The following is a 19,249-nucleotide window of genomic DNA, read 5'->3' as shown; positions in this document are numbered from 1 at the left end:
AGAGGAAGATCCATGCGCCTGACGAAAATCATCGCCCTGAGCAGCCTCATCGTCCTTCCCGCCGCCGCGATGGCAGACGGCTTCGTTCGAAGCATCCTGTCCTCGGGCATCACGACCGGCACCACCTATCTCACCTTCCGCGGCGATGACAAGCAGGTCGTGGCGACCCGCGAAGACGCCAGCAGCTTCGTCGCCAGCGAAGGCGCCATTCGCGGCCCCTACCTCGAGGCTTGGCTCCGGGAGATGCGCAGCGAGCATTCCGGGCTGAATGCCAGCGACATGGAACTCGCCACGGCAGTCCTGACCGCGCAATAACCGGCAGACCGGCCGCTGAGCGCTGGCGTGCCGGCGTTCAGCGGCCGGCGCATCAATGCTGGCTAAATGAGGCCGCTACTCCCCGCCCAGCATCCAGCGCTCTGCCCGGCTCTCGGCTTACCGATAAGCCTCCACCGGCACGCAGGAGCAGAACAGGTTGCGGTCTCCAAACACGTTGTCGACCCGATTCGCCGCGGGCCAGTACTTGTGCTCGCGGGTGTGGGCCGTCGGCGTGACGGCTTCGGCAATACTGTAAGGGCGGCTCCACTCGCCGGTCACGTCGGCCAAGGTGTGAGGCGCATTGACCAGCGGGTTGTTTTCAGCCGGCCACTCGCCGTTTTTCACCCGGTCGATCTCGACACGAATGGCCAGCATCGCCTCGACGAAACGGTCCAGCTCCACCTGGGGTTCGCTCTCGGTGGGCTCGATCATCAGCGTGCCAGGCACCGGGAAGGACATGGTCGGGGCATGGAAGCCGTAATCCATCAGGCGTTTGGCCACGTCCTCCTCGCTGATACCGGTCTCGGCCTTGAGCGGGCGCAGGTCGATGATGCACTCGTGCGCTACCCAGCCGTTGCGGCCGCAGTAGAGCACGGGGAAGGCACCGCCCAGGCGCCGGGCCAGGTAGTTGGCACTCAGAATCGCCACTTCCGAAGCCTCGCGCAGTCCCGGGCCCATCATCGCGATGTACATCCAGCTGATCGGTAGGATGCTGGCGCTGCCCCATGGCGCCGCGCTGACCGCGCCGTTGCCGGGGTTCGGCCCATCCAGATCCACCACCGGGTGACCGGCCACGAAGGGCGCCAGGTGCGCTTTCACCCCGATCGGCCCCATGCCCGGGCCGCCGCCGCCGTGGGGAATGCAGAACGTCTTGTGCAGGTTCATGTGCGAGACGTCCGCGCCGATGTCGGCCGGCTGCGCCAGGCCCACCAGGGCGTTGAGGTTGGCGCCGTCCATGTAGACCTGGCCGCCGTGCTCATGGATGACCTGGCAGATCTCGCGTATGCCCTCTTCGTACACGCCGTGGGTCGAGGGATAGGTGATCATCAGGCAGGACAGCCTATCGCCGGCTTGCGCCGCCTTGCGCTTGAGATCCTCGATATCGACATTGCCGGAGCGGTCGCAGTCGACGATCACCACCTTCATGCCCGTCATCTGCGCGGTGGCCGGGTTGGTGCCATGGGCCGACGAGGGAATCAGGCAGATGTCCCGCTGCGCCTCACCACGACTCTCGTGATACTTGCGGATCGCCAGCAGGCCGGCATACTCGCCCTGAGCACCCGAATTAGGCTGCATGCTGATGGCGTCGAAGCCGGTGATGGCGCACAACCAGCTTTCCAGCTCGTCGATCATCGCCTTGTAGCCGGCCGCCTGCTCGCGGGGCGCGAAGGGGTGCAGATTGGCGAATTCGGGCCAGGTGATGGGGATCATTTCGCTCGTGGCGTTGAGTTTCATGGTGCAGGAACCCAGCGGGATCATCGCCTTGTTCAGCGCCAGATCGCGGCTCTCGAGCCGGTTCAGGTAGCGCAGCATCTCGGTTTCGCTGTGGTGGGTATTGAATACCGGGTGCGTCAGCACCGGCGAGGTGCGCAGCAGCTCGGCCGGTATGCCCTCTATGAGATCCTCGGCATCCAGCGCCGCCACCGACAGGTCATGATCGGCCCCAAGGAAAACGGCGAACAGCCGCTCCACCGTTTCGGCGGTGCAAGTCTCGTCCAGGCTCACCCCGAGCCGCCCGCGCCCGAGGATCCGCAGATTGACCCGCGCCGCCCTGGCACTATCGATGATGGCGCTCTGGGCACCGTCCACCTGCAGGGTCAGGGTATCGAAGAAATGCCGGTTGAGCCGCACCATGCCCTTGCGCGCCAGGCCAGCAGCAAGGATGGCGGTGAGTCGATGGGTACGCCCGGCAATGCGCTTCAAGCCATCCGGGCCATGGTAGACCGCGTAGAAGCCGGCAATGTTGGCCAATAGCACCTGGGCGGTGCAGATGTTGGAGTTGGCCTTCTCGCGGCGGATGTGCTGTTCACGGGTCTGCAGCGCCATGCGCAGGGCGACATTGCCACGGCTGTCCTTGGACACACCGATGATCCGCCCGGGCATGGCCCGCTTGAACTCATCGCGAGTGGCAAAGTAGGCGGCGTGGGGCCCACCGTAGCCCATGGGCACGCCAAAGCGTTGGGTACTGCCAAGCACCACGTCGGCACCCAGTTCGCCCGGCGGGGTCAGCAGCACCAGGCTCAGCAGGTCGGCGGCCACGCAGGCCAGTGCCTTCTGATTGTGCAGGGTCTCGATCAGCGGCCTGAGATCCCGGATGTCGCCGTGGGTATCGGGGTACTGCAGCAGCGCACCGAACACCTCCCGCTCGCCGAGCTGTTCCAGCGGCGCCACCTGGGTCTCGAAGCCGAACGCCGCGGCGCGGGTGCAGACCACCGAGATCGTCTGCGGGTGGCAATTCTCGTCGATGAAGAACAGGTTGCTCTTGCTCTTGGCGACCCGCTTGGCCAGCGCCATGGCTTCCGCCGCGGCGGTGGCTTCGTCGAGCAGCGAGGCGTTGGCCAGGTCCAGTCCGGTCAGGTCGATGGTCAGCTGCTGGAAGTTCAGCAGCGCCTCCAGCCGGCCCTGGGCGATTTCCGGCTGGTAAGGCGTATAGGCGGTGTACCAGCCCGGGTTTTCCAGCACGTTGCGCAGGATCACCGGCGGGGTGACGGTGCCGTGGTAGCCCATGCCGATCAGGCTGGTCCACAACTCGTTGCGCTGGGCATGACCGCGCAGCTTCGCCAGCGCCTCACCCTCGCTCAGTGCAGCTGGAAGCACCAGCTCGCCCTGCATCCGAATCGCCGGGGGAACGGTCTGCTCGATGAGCTGATCACGACTGGCCAGCCCCAGCGCCGCCAGAAGCGCCTGCTGCTCGGTGGCGTCCGGGCCGAGGTGGCGTGGAAGAAAGGCTTCGGCTTGCTGCAACTGTGAAAGGCGAGGGGTTTGCGACACGGGATTGTCTCCAAGGACAAAAAACCCCGAACCGGCAGGCGGCGGGGCTTTCTGGGAACACGCTAAATCGTTGGGTGCGGGTCAGGCTTCGCTGACAGCCTTGTAGGCCTCGGCGTCGAGCAGCTTGTCCAGCTCGGCAGGATCGTTCGGCTTGAGACGGAAGAACCAGCTGCCGTAGGGATCGCCATTGACCTGCTCCGGGGAATCGGTGAGCAACGCGTTGATGGCGATCACTTCGCCGGAAACCGGCGCGTAGATGTCCGAGGCGGCCTTGACCGACTCCACCACCCCGGCGTCCTCGCCGGCGCCCAGCTGACGACCCATCTCCGGCAGTTCGACGAACACCACGTCGCCCAGCGCCTCCTGCGCATGGTCGGAAATACCCACGGTCACGCTGCCATCTTCTTCGAGCCGAGCCCATTCGTGGCTAGGGGCGTATCGAAGTTCGCTGGGAATATTGCTCATGCCTGTGTCCTCAAGACTGTGGGCTCAATTAAACAAGGATCTTGCCGTGCCGCACGAAGGTCGGTTGCACCACGCGAACGGGAAACCACTTGCCGCGAATTTCCACCTCCGCCCGGTCGGCGGTAGCGGCGGGTACTCGCGCCAGGGCGATGGACTTGCCCAGGGTCGGGGAGAAGCTGCCGCTGGTGATCTCGCCGTCGCCAAGCCCGGCGACCCGCACCACCTGATGGGCGCGCAGCACACCGCGCTCCTCCAGCACCAGCCCGACCAGGCGCGGCAGCGTGGCGCTGTCGCGCTGCGCCTCGAGCGCGGCGCGGCCGACGAACTGCCGCTCGCCTGGCTCCCAGGCGATGGTCCAGCCCATGTTGGCCGCCAGTGGTGAAACCTCTTCGGTCATGTCCTGGCCGTAAAGATTCATTCCCGCTTCCAGGCGCAGGGTGTCACGCGCACCCAGGCCGATCGGCGCAATGCCGGCGCCCACCAGCTCATTGTAGAAGGTCGGTGCCTCGCTCGACGGCAGAATGATCTCCAGGCCGTCCTCGCCGGTGTAGCCGGTACGCGCGATGAACCAGCCACCATCGGGCAGACCCTGGAACGGCTTGAGCTCGTGGATCAGCGAGGCGCGCGACGCGGTCACCAGCTCGGCGACCTTCTGCCGTGCGTGCGGACCCTGGATCGCCAGCATCGCCTGCTCGCGACGCTCGTGCAGAACCACCTCGTAGCCCTCCGCCTGGGCCTGCAGCCAGGCCAGATCCTTTTCCCGGGTGGCGGCATTGACCACCATCCGGTAGCCATAGTCGGTCAGGTAGACGATGAGGTCGTCGATCACGCCGCCCTGCTCGTTGAGCATGCCGCTGTACAGCGCCTTGCCGGGCGAGGTAAGCCGCGCCACGTCATTGGCCAGCAGGTGCTGCAGATAGGCACGGGCGTCGCCACCTTCGATGTCCACGACGGTCATGTGCGAGACGTCGAACACGCCGCAGTCGCGCCGGACCTGATGATGCTCTTCGACCTGGGAACCGTAATGCAGCGGCATGTCCCAGCCGCCAAAGTCCACCATTTTCGCGCCAAAGGCGAGGTGCTGATCATAGAGCGGGGTACGTTGACCCATGGACTTCTCCTACCCGACAAGGCGGCACGGCCGGCGGCCGGTTGCACGAATGGCGCATTGTAGCCGCAAGGTCGGGCAAGGTCACGGCGAGGCGCATGAGCCAGTAAGGAGGGCTAGCGCCGCCCGGCCGAGCGGTGGATCAGCAGGATCACCGGCAGCAGCCCCACCAGCACCAGCGTGACCGCCGGAAGCGCCGCTCGCGCCCACTCGCCCTCGCTGGTCATCTCGAAGATGCGCACCGCCAGCGTGTCCCAACCGAAGGGCCGCATCAGCAGGGTCGCGGGCATTTCCTTGAGCACGTCGACAAACACCAGCAACGCCGCGCTCAGGGTGCCAGGCACCAGCAGCGGCAGGTAGACCCGGAAGAACAGCGCCGGCCCGCCCACACCAAGGCTGCGCGCGGCCTGGGGAAGCGAGGGCCGAATGCGCGCCAGGGCATTCTCCAGAGGTCCGAAGGCGACCGCCATGAAGCGGATCAGATAAGCCAGCAGCAGCGCTGCCAGGCTGCCCAGCAGAAGGGGACGCCCGGCTCCGCCCAGCCAGCCTGACAGGGGAATCACCAATTCGCGGTCGAGAAAGCTGAACGCCAGCATGATGGCCACTGCCAGCACCGACCCAGGCAGGGCATAGCCCAGGTTGCCCAGGCCGACAGCTGCCTTGACCGGGCGCACCGGTGCCATCCGCCGGGCGAAGGCGAGCAGCAGGGCCACGGCGACGGTCAGCAGCGCAGCGATCCCGCCGAGGGTCAGCGAACGGGAGATCAACGAGAAGTAGCGCTCATCGAGATCGAAGCGACCCCGCGCCCAGACCCACACCAGCAATTGCAGCATGGGGATGATGAAGGCGCAGAGAAAAACCAGCAGGCACCAGCCGCTGGCGGCAAGGGCCTTGATACCCCTTAGCCGATACAAGGGCTCGCCCCGTGGTCGTTCGATGGCCGGTCGCGAGGCGCCGCGTGCACGCCGCTCTCCATAGAGCACCAGCATCACCCCGAGCAACAGCAGGCTGGCCAGCTGCGTTGCGCTGGTGAGACTGAAGAAGCCGTACCAGGTCTTGTAGATCGCGGTGGTGAAGGTATCGTAGTTGAAGGCGGCCACGGCGCCGAAATCGGCCAGGGTTTCCATCATCGCCAGCGCCAGGCCCGCGCCGATCGCTGGCCGGGCCATGGGCAGCGCGACGCTCCAGAAGGCTTGCCACGGCGAATGCCCCAGCACCCGGGCCGCTTCCATCAGGCCACGCCCCTGGGCCAGGAAGGCCGAGCGTGCCAGCAGGTAGACATATGGATAGAACACCAGTACCAGCACGGTGATGACACCGCCGGTCGAACGTATCCGCGGAAAGCGCACGCCACTGCCGAACCACTCACGCGCCAGCGACTGCACCGGCCCGGAAAAGTCCAGTACGCCGATGAAGACAAAGGCCAGTACGTAGGCGGGAATGGCGAAAGGCAGCATCAGCGCCCAGTCCAGCCAGCGCCGGCCGGGAAACTCGCACATGGTGGTCAGCCAGGCGAGGCTGACGCCAAGCAGCACCACGCCGACACCGACCCCGACCAGCAGCGTCAGCGTGTTGCTAATCAGTCGAAGCAGCTGGGTTTCCCAGAGATGGGACCAGATTTCGCGGTCGACCTCATGCCAGCTGAGCAGCAGCACGCTCAACGGCAGCAGCACCACGGCGGCGACAGCGAAGGAGAGCAGGTACCAACGGCGCTGAACGGGGTAAGCCACTAAAGCCTCGACAATCCGTGTGAGCCCCTTCGCCCGTACGGGAGTCTCAGGGGAGCGGTGGAGGCTGAATACTCAGCCTCCCCATGACCTAGTTCCAGCGTACCCGGTCCATCATGCGGATGGCTTCAGCCTGACGCCTGCCGGCGACCTCGACCGGAATCGCGTCGGCCTTGAAGTCACCCCAGGAGGCCACTTCGCTCGACGGCTCGACGGCCGGATTGGCCGGATACTCCATGTTGATCTGAGCGAACATCGCCTGGGCCTGCTCACCGGTCATCCACTCGACCAGCTTGAGTGCCGCCTCGGAATTCGGCGCGTGGCGGGTCAGGCCAATGCCCGACAGGTTCACGTGCACGCCGCGATCTTCCTGGTTGGGAAAGAACAGCTTGGCCCTGAGGTCCGGCTTCTGAGCATGCAGACGGCCGAAGTAGTAGGTGTTGACGATGCCGACGTCGCAAAGGCCAGCATCGATGGCCTGTATCAGGGCGGTGTCGTCAGCGAAGACGTCGGTGGTGAGGTTACCGACCCAGCCCTTGAGGGTCCGCTCGGTCTGCTCGGCACCAAGGGCTTCGATCATGGTGGCGGTGAGCGACTGGTTGTAGACCTTCTTGCTGGTGCGCAGGCACAGGCGGCCTTCCCAGTTCTCGTCGGCCAAGGCTTCATAGGTGCTCAGTTCGCCCTCCTCGACACGCTCCGGCGAATAGACGATGGTGCGCGCACGCAGGGTCAGGCCGGTCCAGGCATCGCTGGAAGAACGGTACTGGGCAGGAATGTTGTCCTTGATCGTCTGCGAATCGAACGGCTGGAGAATGCCCATCTCCTCGGCCTGCCAGAGGTTGCCGGCATCCACGGTCAACAGGAGGTCGGCTGGGGTGTTGGCGCCCTCAGCCCGGATCCGCGCCATCAGCGGAGCTTCGCGGTCGGTGATGAACTTCACCTGGACCCCGGTTTCCTTCGTGTAGGCATCGAATACTGGCTTGATGAGTTCGTCGATGCGCGAAGAATAAACCACCACCGCATCGGCGGCCTGCAGCGAAGCCGAAACCACACCTAACGCCAGCGCTGCGACAATTCCTTTAGCTGCCTTCATGGATGGTGCCTCTAGATCAGTAAAAGAGACCCCAAATAATAGTGAATCTTATTTGCCTTATCAATAAGGCATTGTGATTGTCAGGGCTTTGCCAGCACCGGCAGGTCTCCGCTGGTGCCCAGCGCCTGTCGCATGAATAACGCCTTGGCGGCAGGCAACGCCTCGACCTGGCGCAAGCCGATATTGCGCAGCAGCCGCAGCGACAGATTGTCGGCGTCGAACAGCCGCTCGAAGCCTTCCATGGCGGCCATCATCGTCAGGTTCTGTGGCATTCGTCGTCGCTCATAACGGCTCAGGACCCGTGGGTCGGCGAGCTCTTCACCCCGCCCTGCTGCCTGGAGCAACACTTCAGCCAGCACGGCTGCGTCGAGAAAGCCGAGATTCACGCCCTGTCCGGCAAGTGGGTGAATGGTATGGGCAGCATCGCCAATGAGCGCGAGCCCGGGTTGCACATAGCGCTTGGCATGACGCTGACGCAGCGGCAGGCAAAGTCTGGCGTCAGCCTCGAGCACGGCACCCAGGCGATACTCGAAGGCCTTGGCCAGGGCGTCGGTGAACGCCGCGGTCTCGAGCGCCATCATCCGCTCGGCCACAGCCGGCGTGCATGACCAGACGATCGAACACCAGTGATCCTGATCGCCTGCGCGCCGCAGGGGCAGAAAAGCCAGCGGACCGTCTTCGGTGAAACGCTGCCAGGCGGTGCGCAGATGCGGCTCGGCACAGCGAACGCTGGTGACGATGGCGTGGTGCAGGTAATCCCATTCGCGGGTTTCACAACCGGCCAGGCGCCGTACCGCCGACTGGCCGCCATCGGCGGCGACCACCAGAGGCGCCTGCAACTGGCGGCCGTCGGCCAGGGTGAGCGTCCACCGCGAGCCCTCCCGCCGAAGCCCCTCGAGCCTGGCCTCAGCCTGCAACTCCACCTGGGCACCGGCGTGCAGGCATTCGAGCAGCGCATCCTGGACGATGCGGTTCTCGACGATGTGCCCAAGCACTTCGGTATGCAGCGAGGTGGCAGCGAAGTGGATTTCGCCAGTGCCGGTACCGTCCCAGACATGCATGTCGGTGTAGGGGCTCTTTCGCCGCGCGGCAATGCCGTCCCAGGCGCCGAGGCGTTCGAGAATCCGCTGGCTGGCAGCTGACAACGCACTGACTCGAGGCTCGAAGGGGTCCTGCTCGGAAAAGGCCTGGGGCTGCAGGGAAGCGCCATCGAGCAGCAGGACGCGCAAGCCGCTGTCCTGCAGCGCCAATGCCAGGGCGCTGCCCACCATACCGGCCCCGACGATGATCAGATCAGCCTTCATCCCGCCTCCTCGCCCCTGTAGCGACCACCGTGGCGGCCATCATCGCACTGCCAGCCCCATGGCCTGGCGCGCGAACTCACGTTTGGCGGCCGGCAGCAGGTCCAGCGCCACCAGACCAAGGCCCCTTCCTGCCGCAAGCGCGGCCCCCGGATGACCGAACAGCCGAACCAGGCGGTCGGAAAAGGTCATGGTCAGGCGCTGATCGGTGCGCTGCGCGGCCAGGTAAGCCTGCAGGGTGGCCAGATCTCCCGGCGGCGCCGGACTGCGCAGCAAGGCTGCGGCCAGTGCCATCGCATCCCGCAGCGACAGGTTGTAACCCTGGCCGGCAATGGGATGCAGGCTGTGCGCGGCGTTGCCCAGCATCACCAGGCCCGAGCGCACCTGCTCATCGGCTTCGACCAGCGCCAATGGATAGAGATGCCGTTCGCCGATCTGGCGAAAGCCACCCAGGCGATAACCGAAGGCTCGCTCCAGCGCCCCGGCGAAGGCCCGGTCTGAGTCTTCGGCCAGGGCCTGGGCGTCCGCGTCCGGCCGTGACCAGATCAATGCGCAGCGATTCTCCGCCAGAGGCAGCAGCGCAACCGGCCCTTCATCGGTAAAGCGCTCGAAGGCCTGACCCGCATGACTAATCCCCGGGGTGACATTGGCGATCACCGCCGATTGACCATAGCTGCGCCGACGCACTTCGATGCCAAGCTGCTCGCGCAGGCCCGAGCGACCGCCGTCGGCGAGAATCGCCAATGCGCAATCCAGGTGACGGCCATCAGCCAGGCTGAGCCGGTAGCCACCCGCCTGCGGGGTCAGCCACTCGACCTCGGCCGGGCAGTCGCGGATCACCACTTCATCGTCCAGCGCCTGCCAGAGACAACGTCCGATCCAGGCGTTCTCCACCACGTAACCCAGCGCCGAGACGCCCTCGCTGCGCGCATCCAGCCGCGTCGCGCCGAACCGACCGCGTTCCGAGACATGGATCTGCAGGATCGGCTCGGCACGCTCGGCGATGCAGGGCCAGATGCCGAGGCGCCGGTACAACTGGCTTGTGCCCCAGGAAAGGGCCGAGGCCCTGGCGTCGTAGCTGGGCTGGTATTCGCCCCCTGGGATGAACGGTTCGATCAGGCGAATCCGCCATCCCCGTTCCCGCGCACCCTGCTGCAAGGCCAGCGCCAGGCTGGCACCTACCAGTCCGCCACCGATGATGGCGATATCGGTTTGGCTCACCGGGCGCGGCCCGCAGCCATCAGCGCTTCGATCTCGACGACTGTCTTGGGCACGCCGTGCGTGAGAATCTCGCATCCATCGGCCGTCACCACCACGTCGTCCTCGATGCGGATGCCGATGCCGCGCCATTGCGGCGCTACGCTCTGGTTATCGACGGCGACGTAGATCCCCGGCTCGACCGTCATGCTCATGCCGGGCTCGAGCACCCGCCACTCGCCAGCGACCTTGTACTCGCCGACGTCATGGACATCCATGCCCAACCAGTGCCCGGCGCGATGCATGTAGAACGGCTTGTAGGCTTCGCTTTCGACGAGCGCGTCGACTTCACCCTCGAGCAACCCAAGCTCGACCAGGCCAGCGGTGATCACCCGTACCGTGGCCTCATGCGCCTCGTTCCAGCGGCGTCCGGGCGCGATGTGCCTGAAGGCTTCTTCATTCGCCGCCAGGACCAGCTCGTACAGCGCTTTCTGCTCGTGAGAGAAATGCCCGCTGACGGGAAAGGTCCGGGTGATGTCACTGGCATAGCAGTCGATTTCGCAGCCGGCGTCGATCAGCACCAGATCACCGTCCTGAAGCAACGCATCGTTCTCGCGATAATGCAGGATGCAGGCATTGCGACCAGACCCGACGATCGAGCCGTAGGCGGCGCGCTTGGCCCCTCCCTGGCGAAAGGCATACTCGAGTTCGGCTTCGAGGTGGTACTCGTTGAGTCCGGCGCGGCAGGCCTGCATCGCCCGCACATGCGCTCCGGCGGACACCTGCGCGGCGTAACGCATGACCTCGACCTCGGCCTCGCTCTTGAACAGGCGCAGATCGTGCAGCAGGGGCTCGAGCATCACCAATTCGCGCGGCGGCTGGGCACCCTGCCGAGCCTTGGCGCGAATGGCGTTGATCCACTCGAGCAGTTGCTGGTCGAACTCGGGATGGCTGCCAATGGCGTAGTAGACCCGCGAGCGCCCCTCGATCAGTCCGGGCAGGATCTCGTCGATATCGCCGATGGGGAAGGCATCGTCGGCGCCATGATCGCGCACCGCGCCTTCCTGCCCGGCGCGCAGCCCGTCCCAGAGCTCTCGCTCCGGATTGCGCTCGCGGCAGAACAGCACGTATTCGCCATGCTCGCGCCCGGGGATCAGCGCCATCACGGACTCGGGCTCGGAAAAGCCGGACAGGTACTGGAAATCGCTGTCCTGGCGATAGTCGTGCTCCACATCGCGGTTACGGATATGCACCGGCGCCGCTGGCAGGATGGCGATACTGTCAGGCCCCATCTTTTCCATCAGGGCCTGGCGGCGACGTGCGTATTCCAAGCTCGGGATGCGGATCATGGGCAACCTCGGTCAGTGCAGGGAGGGTTTCGGCTGGTCGACAGGCGCCTTGGCGCACTCGGTGAACAGCAGCAGCGGCGCGACGCGCAGGTATTCCATCACTTCCATGTAGTCGTTCTCGCCGTCCTCGGACTCCTGCAGCACATCCTGGACCTGAGCGATCGCCGCCAGGTCTTCGAGCACCTCGGTGCCCTCCTCGCTCAGTGTCCGCTGGCCTGCCGCCAGCCCGAACCCGGCCAGAAAGCCCTGGCACCACTGGGCCAGCGCGAAAGTTCGCGACGACAGCGGCTCGTCGTCAGCAGGGAGCAGCAGGACCAGCGAAACATCGTCGCCGGTGAGCTCCCCGCGGACCATCTCCTGCAGGCCGACAAGTGCCTGGCGAAGACCGCCCTCGGGCTCGCTGCCGAGCAACTCGCCGGCATCTGCCAACCAGCCCTGCGTCTCGAAACCAGCACCCGCGCAGCTGCGCCCCAGCAGCAGGCCATGCAGTTCGGCAGGAGTGACGGGATTGGCGCTGCCTTGCAGCAGGCCAGCGAAGGCAGCGTAGGGTGAAGCGTTTTGAATCGACATGACGGCTAGGCGCAAACCCTGGCAATGACTAGAATGACTGTTCAGTATCCTAGCATTGGCTGGCAAACCAAGACCACCAAGCCCCTCTCCCGCCCGCGACCCGGTGAGCCCATGGAAGACGCCGACCTGAACCTGCTGGAGAACAAGCTGGATCTGCTGATTCAGCGAATCGCGCGGCTCGAATCCGAGAACCGGCAACTGCTGGATAATGAGCGGGCATGGCGGCAGGAACGCGCCCACCTGATCGAAAAGAACGAAATGGCACGTTTGAAGGTCGAATCGATGATTTCGCGCCTGAAAGCCCTGGAGCAGGATTCATGACTCAGTCGACGACCGTTACCGTGCACATCATGGACAAGGAATATTGCATCGCCTGTCCAGCTGAAGAACGCAGCAACCTGGAAAATGCCGCACGCTATCTGGACGGCCGGATGCGGGAAATCCGCAGCGGTGGAAAGGTCATCGGGTCCGACCGGATCGCAGTGATGGCAGCACTGAACATTACCCACGAGCTTCTCGAGCGCCAGCAGCATCTGCGAACCGAAGCCAGCAGCAGCCGCGACCAAGTACGCCGCTTGCTCGATCGGGTCGATGGCGCCCTCGCCAATAATCCGAAATCGATAGGCGACTGACGGACGGCCGGCACATTGCGGTATACTGGTCGCAACTCCCTGGCATGTTCGCCAGCTGGCGATGACCCTCTCCCGATACGTAATAAAATGGGGACTGTACGTGAGGCCGGTGTGCATGTCCGCCTGACGGAAAGCCTTAAGGTCTTCGGCAGTCACCACCTTGAACTTTCGGGTTCAAGGGCCTACGCCGGCAGCGGCATGCTGGGGAGCCATTCTTGACCCTCTCTGCGCAGGGTCTCTCCCGTCGCGAACTGCGGCGTCTTCTTCGCCAGGCCCGACGCCAGCTCGGCAGCTCGGCGCAACGTCAGGCCGCACGAAAGCTCCGCGGCCAACTGAGTCACCACCCTCTTTTTCGTCGCGCGCGACACATTGCACTCTACCTGCCCAACGATGGCGAAATCGACCCTCGCCCCCTGCTCGAAGAAGCCCAGCGACGCGGCAAGATCGTCTATTTGCCCCTGTTGAACGCCTGGCCGCGGACCCGCATGGTGTTTCAGCGAATCGAGCCGGGCGAAAAGCTTTACCCCAACCGCTTCGGTATTGCCGAGCCAAGGCCATCGCGCGCCCGTCAGCGACCCACCTGGGCATTGAGCTTGCTTCTGATGCCGCTGGTGGGATTCGATCCACAAGGCGGGCGCCTGGGCATGGGCGGCGGCTTCTACGACCGCAGCCTGGCCTTTCGTCAACGCCGGAACAATGCCACGCGCCCGGTGCTTATCGGGCTGGCCCACGAATGTCAGAAGGTTGACCAGCTACCCCTGGAGCGCTGGGACGTCCCACTGCAGGCAACCGTCACCGACGCCGGCTGGTACCCTGAAGCGCAGAGCAGGCTCAGCGCTGTACCTGACTGACCGGCAGAGGCTGGTCAGCCCTTTCGACCATGAGCCCCTGGGTGTAGCCGGTAGTGACCACCCCAAGGCCAAACAACATGACCAGCACCCACAGAATATCCGGCTTGCGCTTCATAGAATCTCGCCTTCCCCTTCAAGGGGCCCTGTTGCCACAGGGCCGCACCGCCCCGCTGCGAAAATGAGCCGAAGTTTACCGCGCGGCATTCTCAGGCAAGGTGCACCCATTCGCAATTGCCATCACCGCGCGTCAAGCTGACGTCAACTGGCGTGACGGCAAACCCCAAGGAGCAAGACCCATGCCGTATTGGCTGATGAAATCCGAGCCGGACGAGTTTTCCATCGAGGACCTCCAGCAGCGTCATGACGCGCGCTGGGACGGCGTGCGCAACTATCAGGCACGCAACTACCTGCGCAGCATGGGAGAAGGGGATCTGTTCTTCTTTTACCACTCCAGCTGCGCGGTTCCGGGCATTGCCGGAATCGGGCGGATCCTCTCCAAGGCTCGTCCCGACCCGACCGCACTGGACAGCACGAGCCCGTACCATGACCCCGCCTCCAGCGCGGACAACAATCGCTGGAGCGCAGTGGACGTGGGCTTCGTCAGCTCGTTCAGAGAGGTGTTGCCACTCAGCCTGCTCAAATCCCAGGAGACACTCGCCGGGATGCCCTTGCTGGCCAGGGGCAACCGGTTGTCGGTGATGCCCGTGAGCGAAGCCGAATGGCAGTCAGTACTGGCCTTGGCGAACTACTGAATGATCAGGTTGTTGAACAGCAGATCGTCCACCAACTGCTGGCCTTCCTCCTGCAGCAATACGTCCTGGACCCGCTTGAGCGCGACCTGCCGCAGCTCTTCCTTTCCGTCCGGACTACCCAGGCTCTCGTCGGTCTGCTCGGCGAAGAGCATGACCAGCTCGTTGCGAATCAGCGGCTCGTGATGCTTGACCCGGTCACTGGCCAGGCTGCTGCTGACGCGCAGCGCCACGTCCGCCTTGTAGTAGGTCAGCCTTGGCCCTTCGCCATAGTTACCGACCAGGGAAGGCGACAGGTTCACATAAGACACCGGGCCGGTTTCCGCCAGCACAGTGTTGAGCAGGGACCAAACCAGCAGGAACAACGCTATCCAGTACTTCACTGGCAACCTCGACAGGGTTCAGGCGGCCGGCGCAGCGGACCACCGAAAGACAGTCTTCAGCCCTTGCGGGGCGCGTAGGCGAAGACATCCGCTCTCATCTGATGCGCATCCATCCCCGCCGCCACCAGGGCGTCCAGGGTGCCATAGACCATCGCTGGCGACCCGCTGGCATACACATGCAGTCCGGCCAGATCGGGAAAATCTTCCACCACCGCCTCGTGCAGCAGGCCGCAGCGACCATCCCAGGCGCAGACGTCACTGACCACCCGATGAATATGCAGCCCGGGCAGCGCCTGCCAGTCCTGCCAGTGCGGCAGTTCGTAGAAGTCATCAGGCACACGCACACCCCAGTAGAGATGAAGGGGATGAGCGAAGCCATTGGCCCGGCAGTGCTCGATCAGGCTGTGCATCTGCGCCATCCCGGTGCCAGCGGCAAGCAATACCAGCGGTCCCGCCGGCAGGTCGGCCAGATGGGTATCACCGAAGGGCATGCGCACCCGGGCGAAACCTTCGCGCTTCAGGTGCGCCAGCAGGGCTTGTGCGGGGAGATCCCGCGCCAGGATGTGCAGCTCGAGATCGCGTCCCGCGTGCGGGGCCGAGGCAAGGGAAAAGGCCGAGTACTCCCCGTCTTCGCGCTGCAGCAGCAGATATTGTCCGGCGTGATAGCGCGGCACCCTGCCTGCCGGGGCGCGCAGCATGACGCGAGACACGTCGCCTCCCACCGCACGGCACTCGACCACCTGACAGACCAGCTCGCGCACGGGAAGCTCGCCCCGTGCCAGCACGCCGTCCCAGTGCAACTGGCAATCGCCCAGGGGTCGGGCAAGACAAGTGAAGACTTCGCCTTCGCTCACTTCCTTGCCGCGCTGGCTGACCCGGCCTTCCACCAGCAGCGCCGCACAGATGTGGCAGTTGCCGTTGCGACAGCTTTGCGGGCATTCGTAGCCCAGCCGCTGAGCCGCCTGGAGAACGGTTTCGTCGGGAGCGACGTCGAGCACCGCACCGGAGGGTTGCAGGGTTACTTTCACGCTGTGTCTCTCTTCATGCGGATCAGCCCGGCGACGGGGGCCCTGGACATCGGCCCGGCCTCGCCGCTCAGTCTATTCCCAGACTATTCCACAGGTCGTCGACCCGCTGCTTGACTGCCTCGTCCTGGATGATGGCTCGCCCCCACTCGCGGGAGGTTTCACCTGGCCATTTGTGGGTGGCATCGAGCCCCATCTTCGAACCCAGCCCGGACACCGGAGAGGCGAAATCCAGATAGTCGATCGGCGTGTTGTCGATCAGTACCGTATCACGCTTGGGATCCATGCGCGTGGTGATCGCCCAGATGACGTCGTTCCAGTCGCGGGCGTTGATATCGTCGTCGGTGACGATCACGAACTTGGTGTACATGAACTGGCGCAGGAACGACCAGACTCCGAGCATCACGCGCTTGGCGTGCCCCGGGTACTGTTTCTTGATGGTCACCACCGCCATGCGATAGGAACATCCCTCGGGAGGCAGGTAGAAATCGACGATCTCCGGAAACTGCTTCTGCAGGATCGGCACGAACACTTCGTTCAGCGCCACGCCAAGGATCGCCGGCTCATCCGGTGGCCGCCCGGTGTAGGTACTGTGGTAGATCGGGTCGCGCCGGTGGGTGATGCGTTCGACGGTGAACACCGGGAATCGGTCGACCTCATTGTAGTAGCCGGTGTGGTCGCCATAGGGACCTTCATCGGCCATTTCGCCAGGATGGATATGGCCCTCCAGGACGATTTCGGCACTGGCCGGCACCTGCAGATCGCTACCGATCGTCTTCACCAGCTCGGTGCGATTGCCGCGCAGCAAGCCGGCAAAAGCGTACTCGGACAGGCTGTCTGGAACCGGGGTCACCGCACCTAGAATGGTCGCCGGATCAGCACCGAGCGCCACGGCCACCGGATACGGGCGGTCCGGGTATTTCTGGCACCACTCGCGAAAATCCAGTGCGCCGCCGCGGTGGCTGAGCCAGCGCATGATGACCTTGTTGCGGCCAATCACCTGCTGCCGATAGATGCCCAGGTTCTGCCGCTCCTTATTGGGTCCGCGGGTCACGGTCAGGCCCCAGGTGATCAGCGGCCCGACATCGCCGGGCCAGCAGGTCTGCACCGGCAGCTTCGCCAGGTCGACATCCTCGCCCTCGATGATCAGTTCCTGGCAGGGCGCGTCCTTGAGCACCTTGGGGCCCATGGACAAGACCTTTTTGAATATCGGGAGCTTGGACCAGGCGTCCTTCAGCCCTTTCGGCGGCTCGGGCTCCTTGAGGAAGGCCAGCAGCTTGCCGATCTCGCGAAGCTCGCTCACGCTTTCGGCGCCCATGCCCAGCGCGACCCGCTGCGGTGTGCCGAAGAGATTGCCCAGCACCGGCATGTCGAAACCGACCGGCTTCTGGAACAGCAGCGCAGGCCCCTGCTTGCGCAGGGTCCGGTCGCAGATCTCGGTCATTTCCAGCACAGGGGACACAGGGACATCGACGCGCTTGAGCTCGCCGCGCTGTTCGAGGGCGCGAATGAAATCGCGGAGGTCGGAATATTTCATCGAAGCTTCAGGCTTCAAACTGCAAGCTTCAAGCCGTCATCAGGAGGCCGCAAACCCGCCGGCCACCTACAGCTTGCAGCTTGCAGCCTGCAGCTTATTTCCTCTTCATGGACATGAAGAATTCGTCGTTGGTCTTCGTGTCTTTCAGCTTGTCGAGGAGGAATTCGATGGCGGCGATCTCGTCCATCGGATGCAGCAGCTTGCGCAGGATCCAGATGCGCTGCAGCTCTTCCTCACCGGTCAACAGCTCCTCGCGACGGGTGCCGGAGCGGTTGATATTGATCGCGGGGAAGACGCGCTTCTCGGCGATGCGGCGGTCAAGCTGCAGCTCAAGGTTGCCGGTACCCTTGAATTCCTCGTAGATGACCTCGTCCATCTTCGAACCCGTTTCCACCAGCGCGGTAGCGAGGATGGTCAGGCTGCCGCCCTCCTCGATGTTGCGCGCTGCTCCGAAAAAGCGCTTGGGCTTTTCCAGCGCGTGGGCGTCGACGCCGCCGGTGAGCACCTTGCCGGAACTCGGGATCACCGTGTTGTAGGCGCGCGCCAGACGGGTGATGGAGTCCAGCAGGATGACCACGTCCTTCTTGTGCTCGACCAGGCGCTTGGCCTTCTCGATCACCATCTCGGCGACCTGCACGTGGCGGGTCGGCGGTTCATCGAAGGTGGAGGCGACCACTTCGCCGCGCACAGTGCGCTGCATCTCGGTCACTTCTTCCGGGCGCTCGTCGATCAGCAGGACGATCAGATGGCATTCGGGGTTGTTGCGGGTAATATTGCTGGCGATGTTCTGCAGCATGATCGTCTTGCCCGCTTTCGGCGGCGCCACGATCAGGCCACGCTGCCCCTTGCCGATCGGCGCACAGAGGTCGATCACCCGGCCGGTGAGGTCCTCGGTGGACCCGTTGCCGGCTTCCATGGTCAGGCGCTTGTTGGCGAACAGCGGGGTGAGGTTCTCGAACAGGATCTTGTTCTTGGCATTCTCGGGGCGATCGAAGTTGATGGTATCGACCTTGAGCAATGCAAAGTAACGCTCGCCTTCTTTTGGCGGGCGGATCTTGCCGACGATGGTATCGCCAGTACGCAGGTTGAACCGGCGGATCTGGCTGGGCGAGACATAAATGTCGTCGGGGCCGGCCAGATACGAGGAGTCTGCCGAACGCAGGAAGCCGAAGCCGTCCTGGAGGATTTCAAGCACTCCATCACCGGAAATCTCTTCACCGCTCTTCGCATGTTTCTTCAGCAACGCAAAGATCACGTCTTGCTTGCGCGAACGGGCCATATTGTCGATGCCCATCTGCTCGGCCATTTCCAGCAGTTCGGTGATGGGCTTTTGCTTGAGTTCGGTCAGATTCATAGAGTCGGGGAGGCGTGAAGAAAGCGTTGAGCTTGAGAAAAGCCGCGCAGCAGAGACGGACAGGTTCGCGATCGAAAGGGCGGGAGTGCGTCGGCGACGGCATGCAGGGGGCGACTGAAAACGTCGCGGCCCCGAATTTAGCACCGCCGGACCGGGGCGTCCAGCGTAACGGTGCAATCAACCCCGCCATCCGGCGGGGCGCAAGGCAGGGCCTTCGATCAGATATTGCTGTCGAGAAAGGCAGCAAGCTGCGATTTGGACAGCGCGCCGACCTTGGTCGCTTCGACATTGCCGCCCTTGAACAGCATCAGGGTCGGGATGCCACGGACGCCGTACTTGGCGGGCGTCTCCTGGTTTTCATCGATGTTCAGCTTGCACACCTTGAGCTTGCCTTGGTAATCCTTGGCAATCTCGTCGAGCACAGGGGCCACCATCTTGCAGGGTCCGCACCACTCGGCCCAGTAGTCCACCAGCACCGGGCCGTCCGACTGAAGCACGTCCTGCTCGAAACTGGAATCGCTCACGTTGGTAATGAAGTCGCTCATGGATCTCTCCAGGTCGTAAAACGGAAACTGCGCGACATGATAGCCCGGCTTTGCAGC

Annotated in this window: 20 protein-coding genes and 1 other RNA gene; 6 read left to right on the top strand and 15 right to left on the bottom strand. The window is 64.2% G+C overall.

The features are described from left to right. The first annotated feature begins 12 nt into the window (after positions 1–12). Positions 13–315, top strand: coding sequence for a DUF2388 domain-containing protein (locus tag ACFOMF_RS07760; protein ID WP_386363222.1), 303 nt, complete (start codon positions 13–15; stop codon positions 313–315). 117 nt (positions 316–432) lie between these two features. Here the strand turns inward: ACFOMF_RS07760 and gcvP are convergent, their stop codons facing one another. From gcvP to ACFOMF_RS07715, 9 genes are all read right to left on the bottom strand, one after another. Then, entirely contained in the window at positions 433–3,306 is a 2,874-nt protein-coding gene (gene gcvP / locus ACFOMF_RS07755) for an aminomethyl-transferring glycine dehydrogenase (protein WP_386363219.1), read from the bottom strand. A gap of 81 nt (positions 3,307–3,387) precedes the next feature. Next, a complete protein-coding gene (gene gcvH, locus ACFOMF_RS07750) occupies positions 3,388–3,771 on the bottom strand; it encodes a glycine cleavage system protein GcvH (RefSeq protein WP_386363216.1) in 384 nt (127 codons plus the stop codon). Between the two features lie 28 nt (positions 3,772–3,799). After that, entirely contained in the window at positions 3,800–4,882 is a 1,083-nt protein-coding gene (gene gcvT, locus ACFOMF_RS07745) for a glycine cleavage system aminomethyltransferase GcvT (protein WP_386363213.1), read from the bottom strand. Positions 4,883–4,995: 113 nt separating this feature from the next. After that, positions 4,996–6,609, bottom strand: coding sequence for an ABC transporter permease (locus ACFOMF_RS07740; protein ID WP_386363210.1), 1,614 nt, complete (start codon positions 6,607–6,609; stop codon positions 4,996–4,998). Between the two features lie 88 nt (positions 6,610–6,697). Further along, positions 6,698–7,699, bottom strand: coding sequence for an extracellular solute-binding protein (locus tag ACFOMF_RS07735; RefSeq protein ID WP_386363207.1), 1,002 nt, complete (start codon positions 7,697–7,699; stop codon positions 6,698–6,700). Between the two features lie 80 nt (positions 7,700–7,779). Next, positions 7,780–9,003 (bottom strand): 2-octaprenyl-3-methyl-6-methoxy-1,4-benzoquinol hydroxylase, encoded by a 1,224-nt coding sequence (locus ACFOMF_RS07730; protein ID WP_386363204.1) that lies wholly within the window; start codon positions 9,001–9,003, stop codon positions 7,780–7,782. Between the two features lie 39 nt (positions 9,004–9,042). Next, positions 9,043–10,221 (bottom strand): 2-octaprenyl-6-methoxyphenyl hydroxylase, encoded by a 1,179-nt coding sequence (gene ubiH, locus ACFOMF_RS07725; protein WP_386363201.1) that lies wholly within the window; start codon positions 10,219–10,221, stop codon positions 9,043–9,045. Continuing rightward, positions 10,218–11,546 (bottom strand): Xaa-Pro aminopeptidase, encoded by a 1,329-nt coding sequence (gene pepP, locus ACFOMF_RS07720; protein WP_386363198.1) that lies wholly within the window; start codon positions 11,544–11,546, stop codon positions 10,218–10,220. The genes ubiH and pepP overlap by 4 nt, the downstream gene beginning before the upstream one ends. A 12-nt stretch (positions 11,547–11,558) precedes the next feature. Beyond that, positions 11,559–12,116 carry a YecA/YgfB family protein gene (locus ACFOMF_RS07715; RefSeq protein WP_386363195.1) on the bottom strand — a complete coding sequence of 186 codons (558 nt, stop codon included), beginning with the start codon at positions 12,114–12,116 and terminating at the stop codon, positions 11,559–11,561. Positions 12,117–12,227: 111 nt separating this feature from the next. On the opposite strand from ACFOMF_RS07715, the gene ACFOMF_RS07710 reads away from it, so the two are divergent. The 4 genes from ACFOMF_RS07710 (at position 12,228) to ACFOMF_RS07695 (ending at position 13,599) form a co-directional block, all read left to right on the top strand. Then, positions 12,228–12,437: a TIGR02449 family protein gene (locus ACFOMF_RS07710; RefSeq protein WP_386363192.1), complete on the top strand. Its 210-nt coding sequence runs from the start codon at positions 12,228–12,230 to the stop codon at positions 12,435–12,437. Continuing rightward, positions 12,434–12,748 (top strand): cell division protein ZapA, encoded by a 315-nt coding sequence (locus ACFOMF_RS07705; RefSeq protein ID WP_386363190.1) that lies wholly within the window; start codon positions 12,434–12,436, stop codon positions 12,746–12,748. The genes ACFOMF_RS07710 and ACFOMF_RS07705 overlap by 4 nt, the downstream gene beginning before the upstream one ends. 33 nt (positions 12,749–12,781) lie before the next feature. Further along, positions 12,782–12,960: non-coding RNA, 6S RNA (ssrS, locus tag ACFOMF_RS07700), on the top strand. A gap of 3 nt (positions 12,961–12,963) precedes the next feature. After that, positions 12,964–13,599, top strand: a complete 636-nt coding sequence (locus ACFOMF_RS07695) for a 5-formyltetrahydrofolate cyclo-ligase (RefSeq protein WP_386363187.1) — start codon at positions 12,964–12,966, stop codon at positions 13,597–13,599. Here ACFOMF_RS07695 and ACFOMF_RS07690 read toward each other — a convergent pair. Further along, positions 13,580–13,714, bottom strand: a complete 135-nt coding sequence (locus ACFOMF_RS07690) for a hypothetical protein (protein WP_386363184.1) — start codon at positions 13,712–13,714, stop codon at positions 13,580–13,582. The two genes, ACFOMF_RS07695 and ACFOMF_RS07690, sit on opposite strands and share 20 nt — an antisense overlap. 181 nt (positions 13,715–13,895) lie before the next feature. Here ACFOMF_RS07690 and ACFOMF_RS07685 point away from each other — a divergent pair, with 181 nt between their 5' ends. Continuing rightward, on the top strand, positions 13,896–14,351 hold the full coding sequence (locus tag ACFOMF_RS07685) for an EVE domain-containing protein (protein ID WP_386363182.1): 456 nt from the start codon (positions 13,896–13,898) through the stop codon (positions 14,349–14,351). Here ACFOMF_RS07685 and ACFOMF_RS07680 read toward each other — a convergent pair. From ACFOMF_RS07680 to trxA, 5 genes are all read right to left on the bottom strand, one after another. After that, the gene (locus ACFOMF_RS07680; protein ID WP_386363602.1) at positions 14,345–14,692 is read right to left on the bottom strand and encodes a flagellar basal body-associated FliL family protein; all 348 of its coding nucleotides are present in this window, start codon (positions 14,690–14,692) and stop codon (positions 14,345–14,347) included. The genes ACFOMF_RS07685 and ACFOMF_RS07680 overlap by 7 nt on opposite strands. 95 nt (positions 14,693–14,787) lie before the next feature. After that, the gene (locus ACFOMF_RS07675) at positions 14,788–15,759 is read right to left on the bottom strand and encodes a CDP-6-deoxy-delta-3,4-glucoseen reductase (protein WP_386363179.1); all 972 of its coding nucleotides are present in this window, start codon (positions 15,757–15,759) and stop codon (positions 14,788–14,790) included. 67 nt (positions 15,760–15,826) lie between these two features. After that, positions 15,827–17,293: a 4-hydroxy-3-polyprenylbenzoate decarboxylase gene (ubiD, locus tag ACFOMF_RS07670; protein WP_386363176.1), complete on the bottom strand. Its 1,467-nt coding sequence runs from the start codon at positions 17,291–17,293 to the stop codon at positions 15,827–15,829. Between the two features lie 94 nt (positions 17,294–17,387). Further along, the gene (gene rho, locus ACFOMF_RS07665) at positions 17,388–18,647 is read right to left on the bottom strand and encodes a transcription termination factor Rho (RefSeq protein WP_386363173.1); all 1,260 of its coding nucleotides are present in this window, start codon (positions 18,645–18,647) and stop codon (positions 17,388–17,390) included. A gap of 218 nt (positions 18,648–18,865) precedes the next feature. Further along, the gene (trxA, locus tag ACFOMF_RS07660) at positions 18,866–19,192 is read right to left on the bottom strand and encodes a thioredoxin TrxA (protein WP_386363170.1); all 327 of its coding nucleotides are present in this window, start codon (positions 19,190–19,192) and stop codon (positions 18,866–18,868) included. Positions 19,193–19,249 lie beyond the last annotated feature (57 nt).

It is taken from the genome of Stutzerimonas tarimensis, from assembly GCF_042648805.1.
GTDB lineage: Bacteria > Pseudomonadota > Gammaproteobacteria > Pseudomonadales > Pseudomonadaceae > Azomonas > Azomonas tarimensis.
The sequence above is the reverse complement of the archived record's forward strand: the minus strand, read 5'-3'. Positions and strand labels throughout refer to the sequence as shown.

Bases quoted from the DNA above. Each gene is read 5' to 3' on its own strand.
- gcvH (WP_386363216.1), bottom strand. From the start codon at position 3,771: ATGAGCAATATTCCCAGCGAACTTCGATACGCCCCTAGCCACGAATGG.
- ubiD (WP_386363176.1), bottom strand. From the start codon at position 17,293: ATGAAATATTCCGACCTCCGCGATTTCATTCGCGCCCTCGAACAGCGC.
- trxA (WP_386363170.1), bottom strand. From the start codon at position 19,192: ATGAGCGACTTCATTACCAACGTGAGCGATTCCAGTTTCGAGCAGGAC.
- ACFOMF_RS07715 (WP_386363195.1), bottom strand. From the start codon at position 12,116: ATGTCGATTCAAAACGCTTCACCCTACGCTGCCTTCGCTGGCCTGCTG.
- ACFOMF_RS07685 (WP_386363182.1), top strand. From the start codon at position 13,896: ATGCCGTATTGGCTGATGAAATCCGAGCCGGACGAGTTTTCCATCGAG.
- ACFOMF_RS07730 (WP_386363204.1), bottom strand. From the start codon at position 9,003: ATGAAGGCTGATCTGATCATCGTCGGGGCCGGTATGGTGGGCAGCGCC.
- rho (WP_386363173.1), bottom strand. From the start codon at position 18,647: ATGAATCTGACCGAACTCAAGCAAAAGCCCATCACCGAACTGCTGGAA.
- ACFOMF_RS07710 (WP_386363192.1), top strand. From the start codon at position 12,228: ATGGAAGACGCCGACCTGAACCTGCTGGAGAACAAGCTGGATCTGCTG.
- pepP (WP_386363198.1), bottom strand. From the start codon at position 11,546: ATGATCCGCATCCCGAGCTTGGAATACGCACGTCGCCGCCAGGCCCTG.
- ACFOMF_RS07735 (WP_386363207.1), bottom strand. From the start codon at position 7,699: ATGAAGGCAGCTAAAGGAATTGTCGCAGCGCTGGCGTTAGGTGTGGTT.
- ACFOMF_RS07760 (WP_386363222.1), top strand. From the start codon at position 13: ATGCGCCTGACGAAAATCATCGCCCTGAGCAGCCTCATCGTCCTTCCC.
- ACFOMF_RS07705 (WP_386363190.1), top strand. From the start codon at position 12,434: ATGACTCAGTCGACGACCGTTACCGTGCACATCATGGACAAGGAATAT.
- ACFOMF_RS07690 (WP_386363184.1), bottom strand. From the start codon at position 13,714: ATGAAGCGCAAGCCGGATATTCTGTGGGTGCTGGTCATGTTGTTTGGC.
- gcvT (WP_386363213.1), bottom strand. From the start codon at position 4,882: ATGGGTCAACGTACCCCGCTCTATGATCAGCACCTCGCCTTTGGCGCG.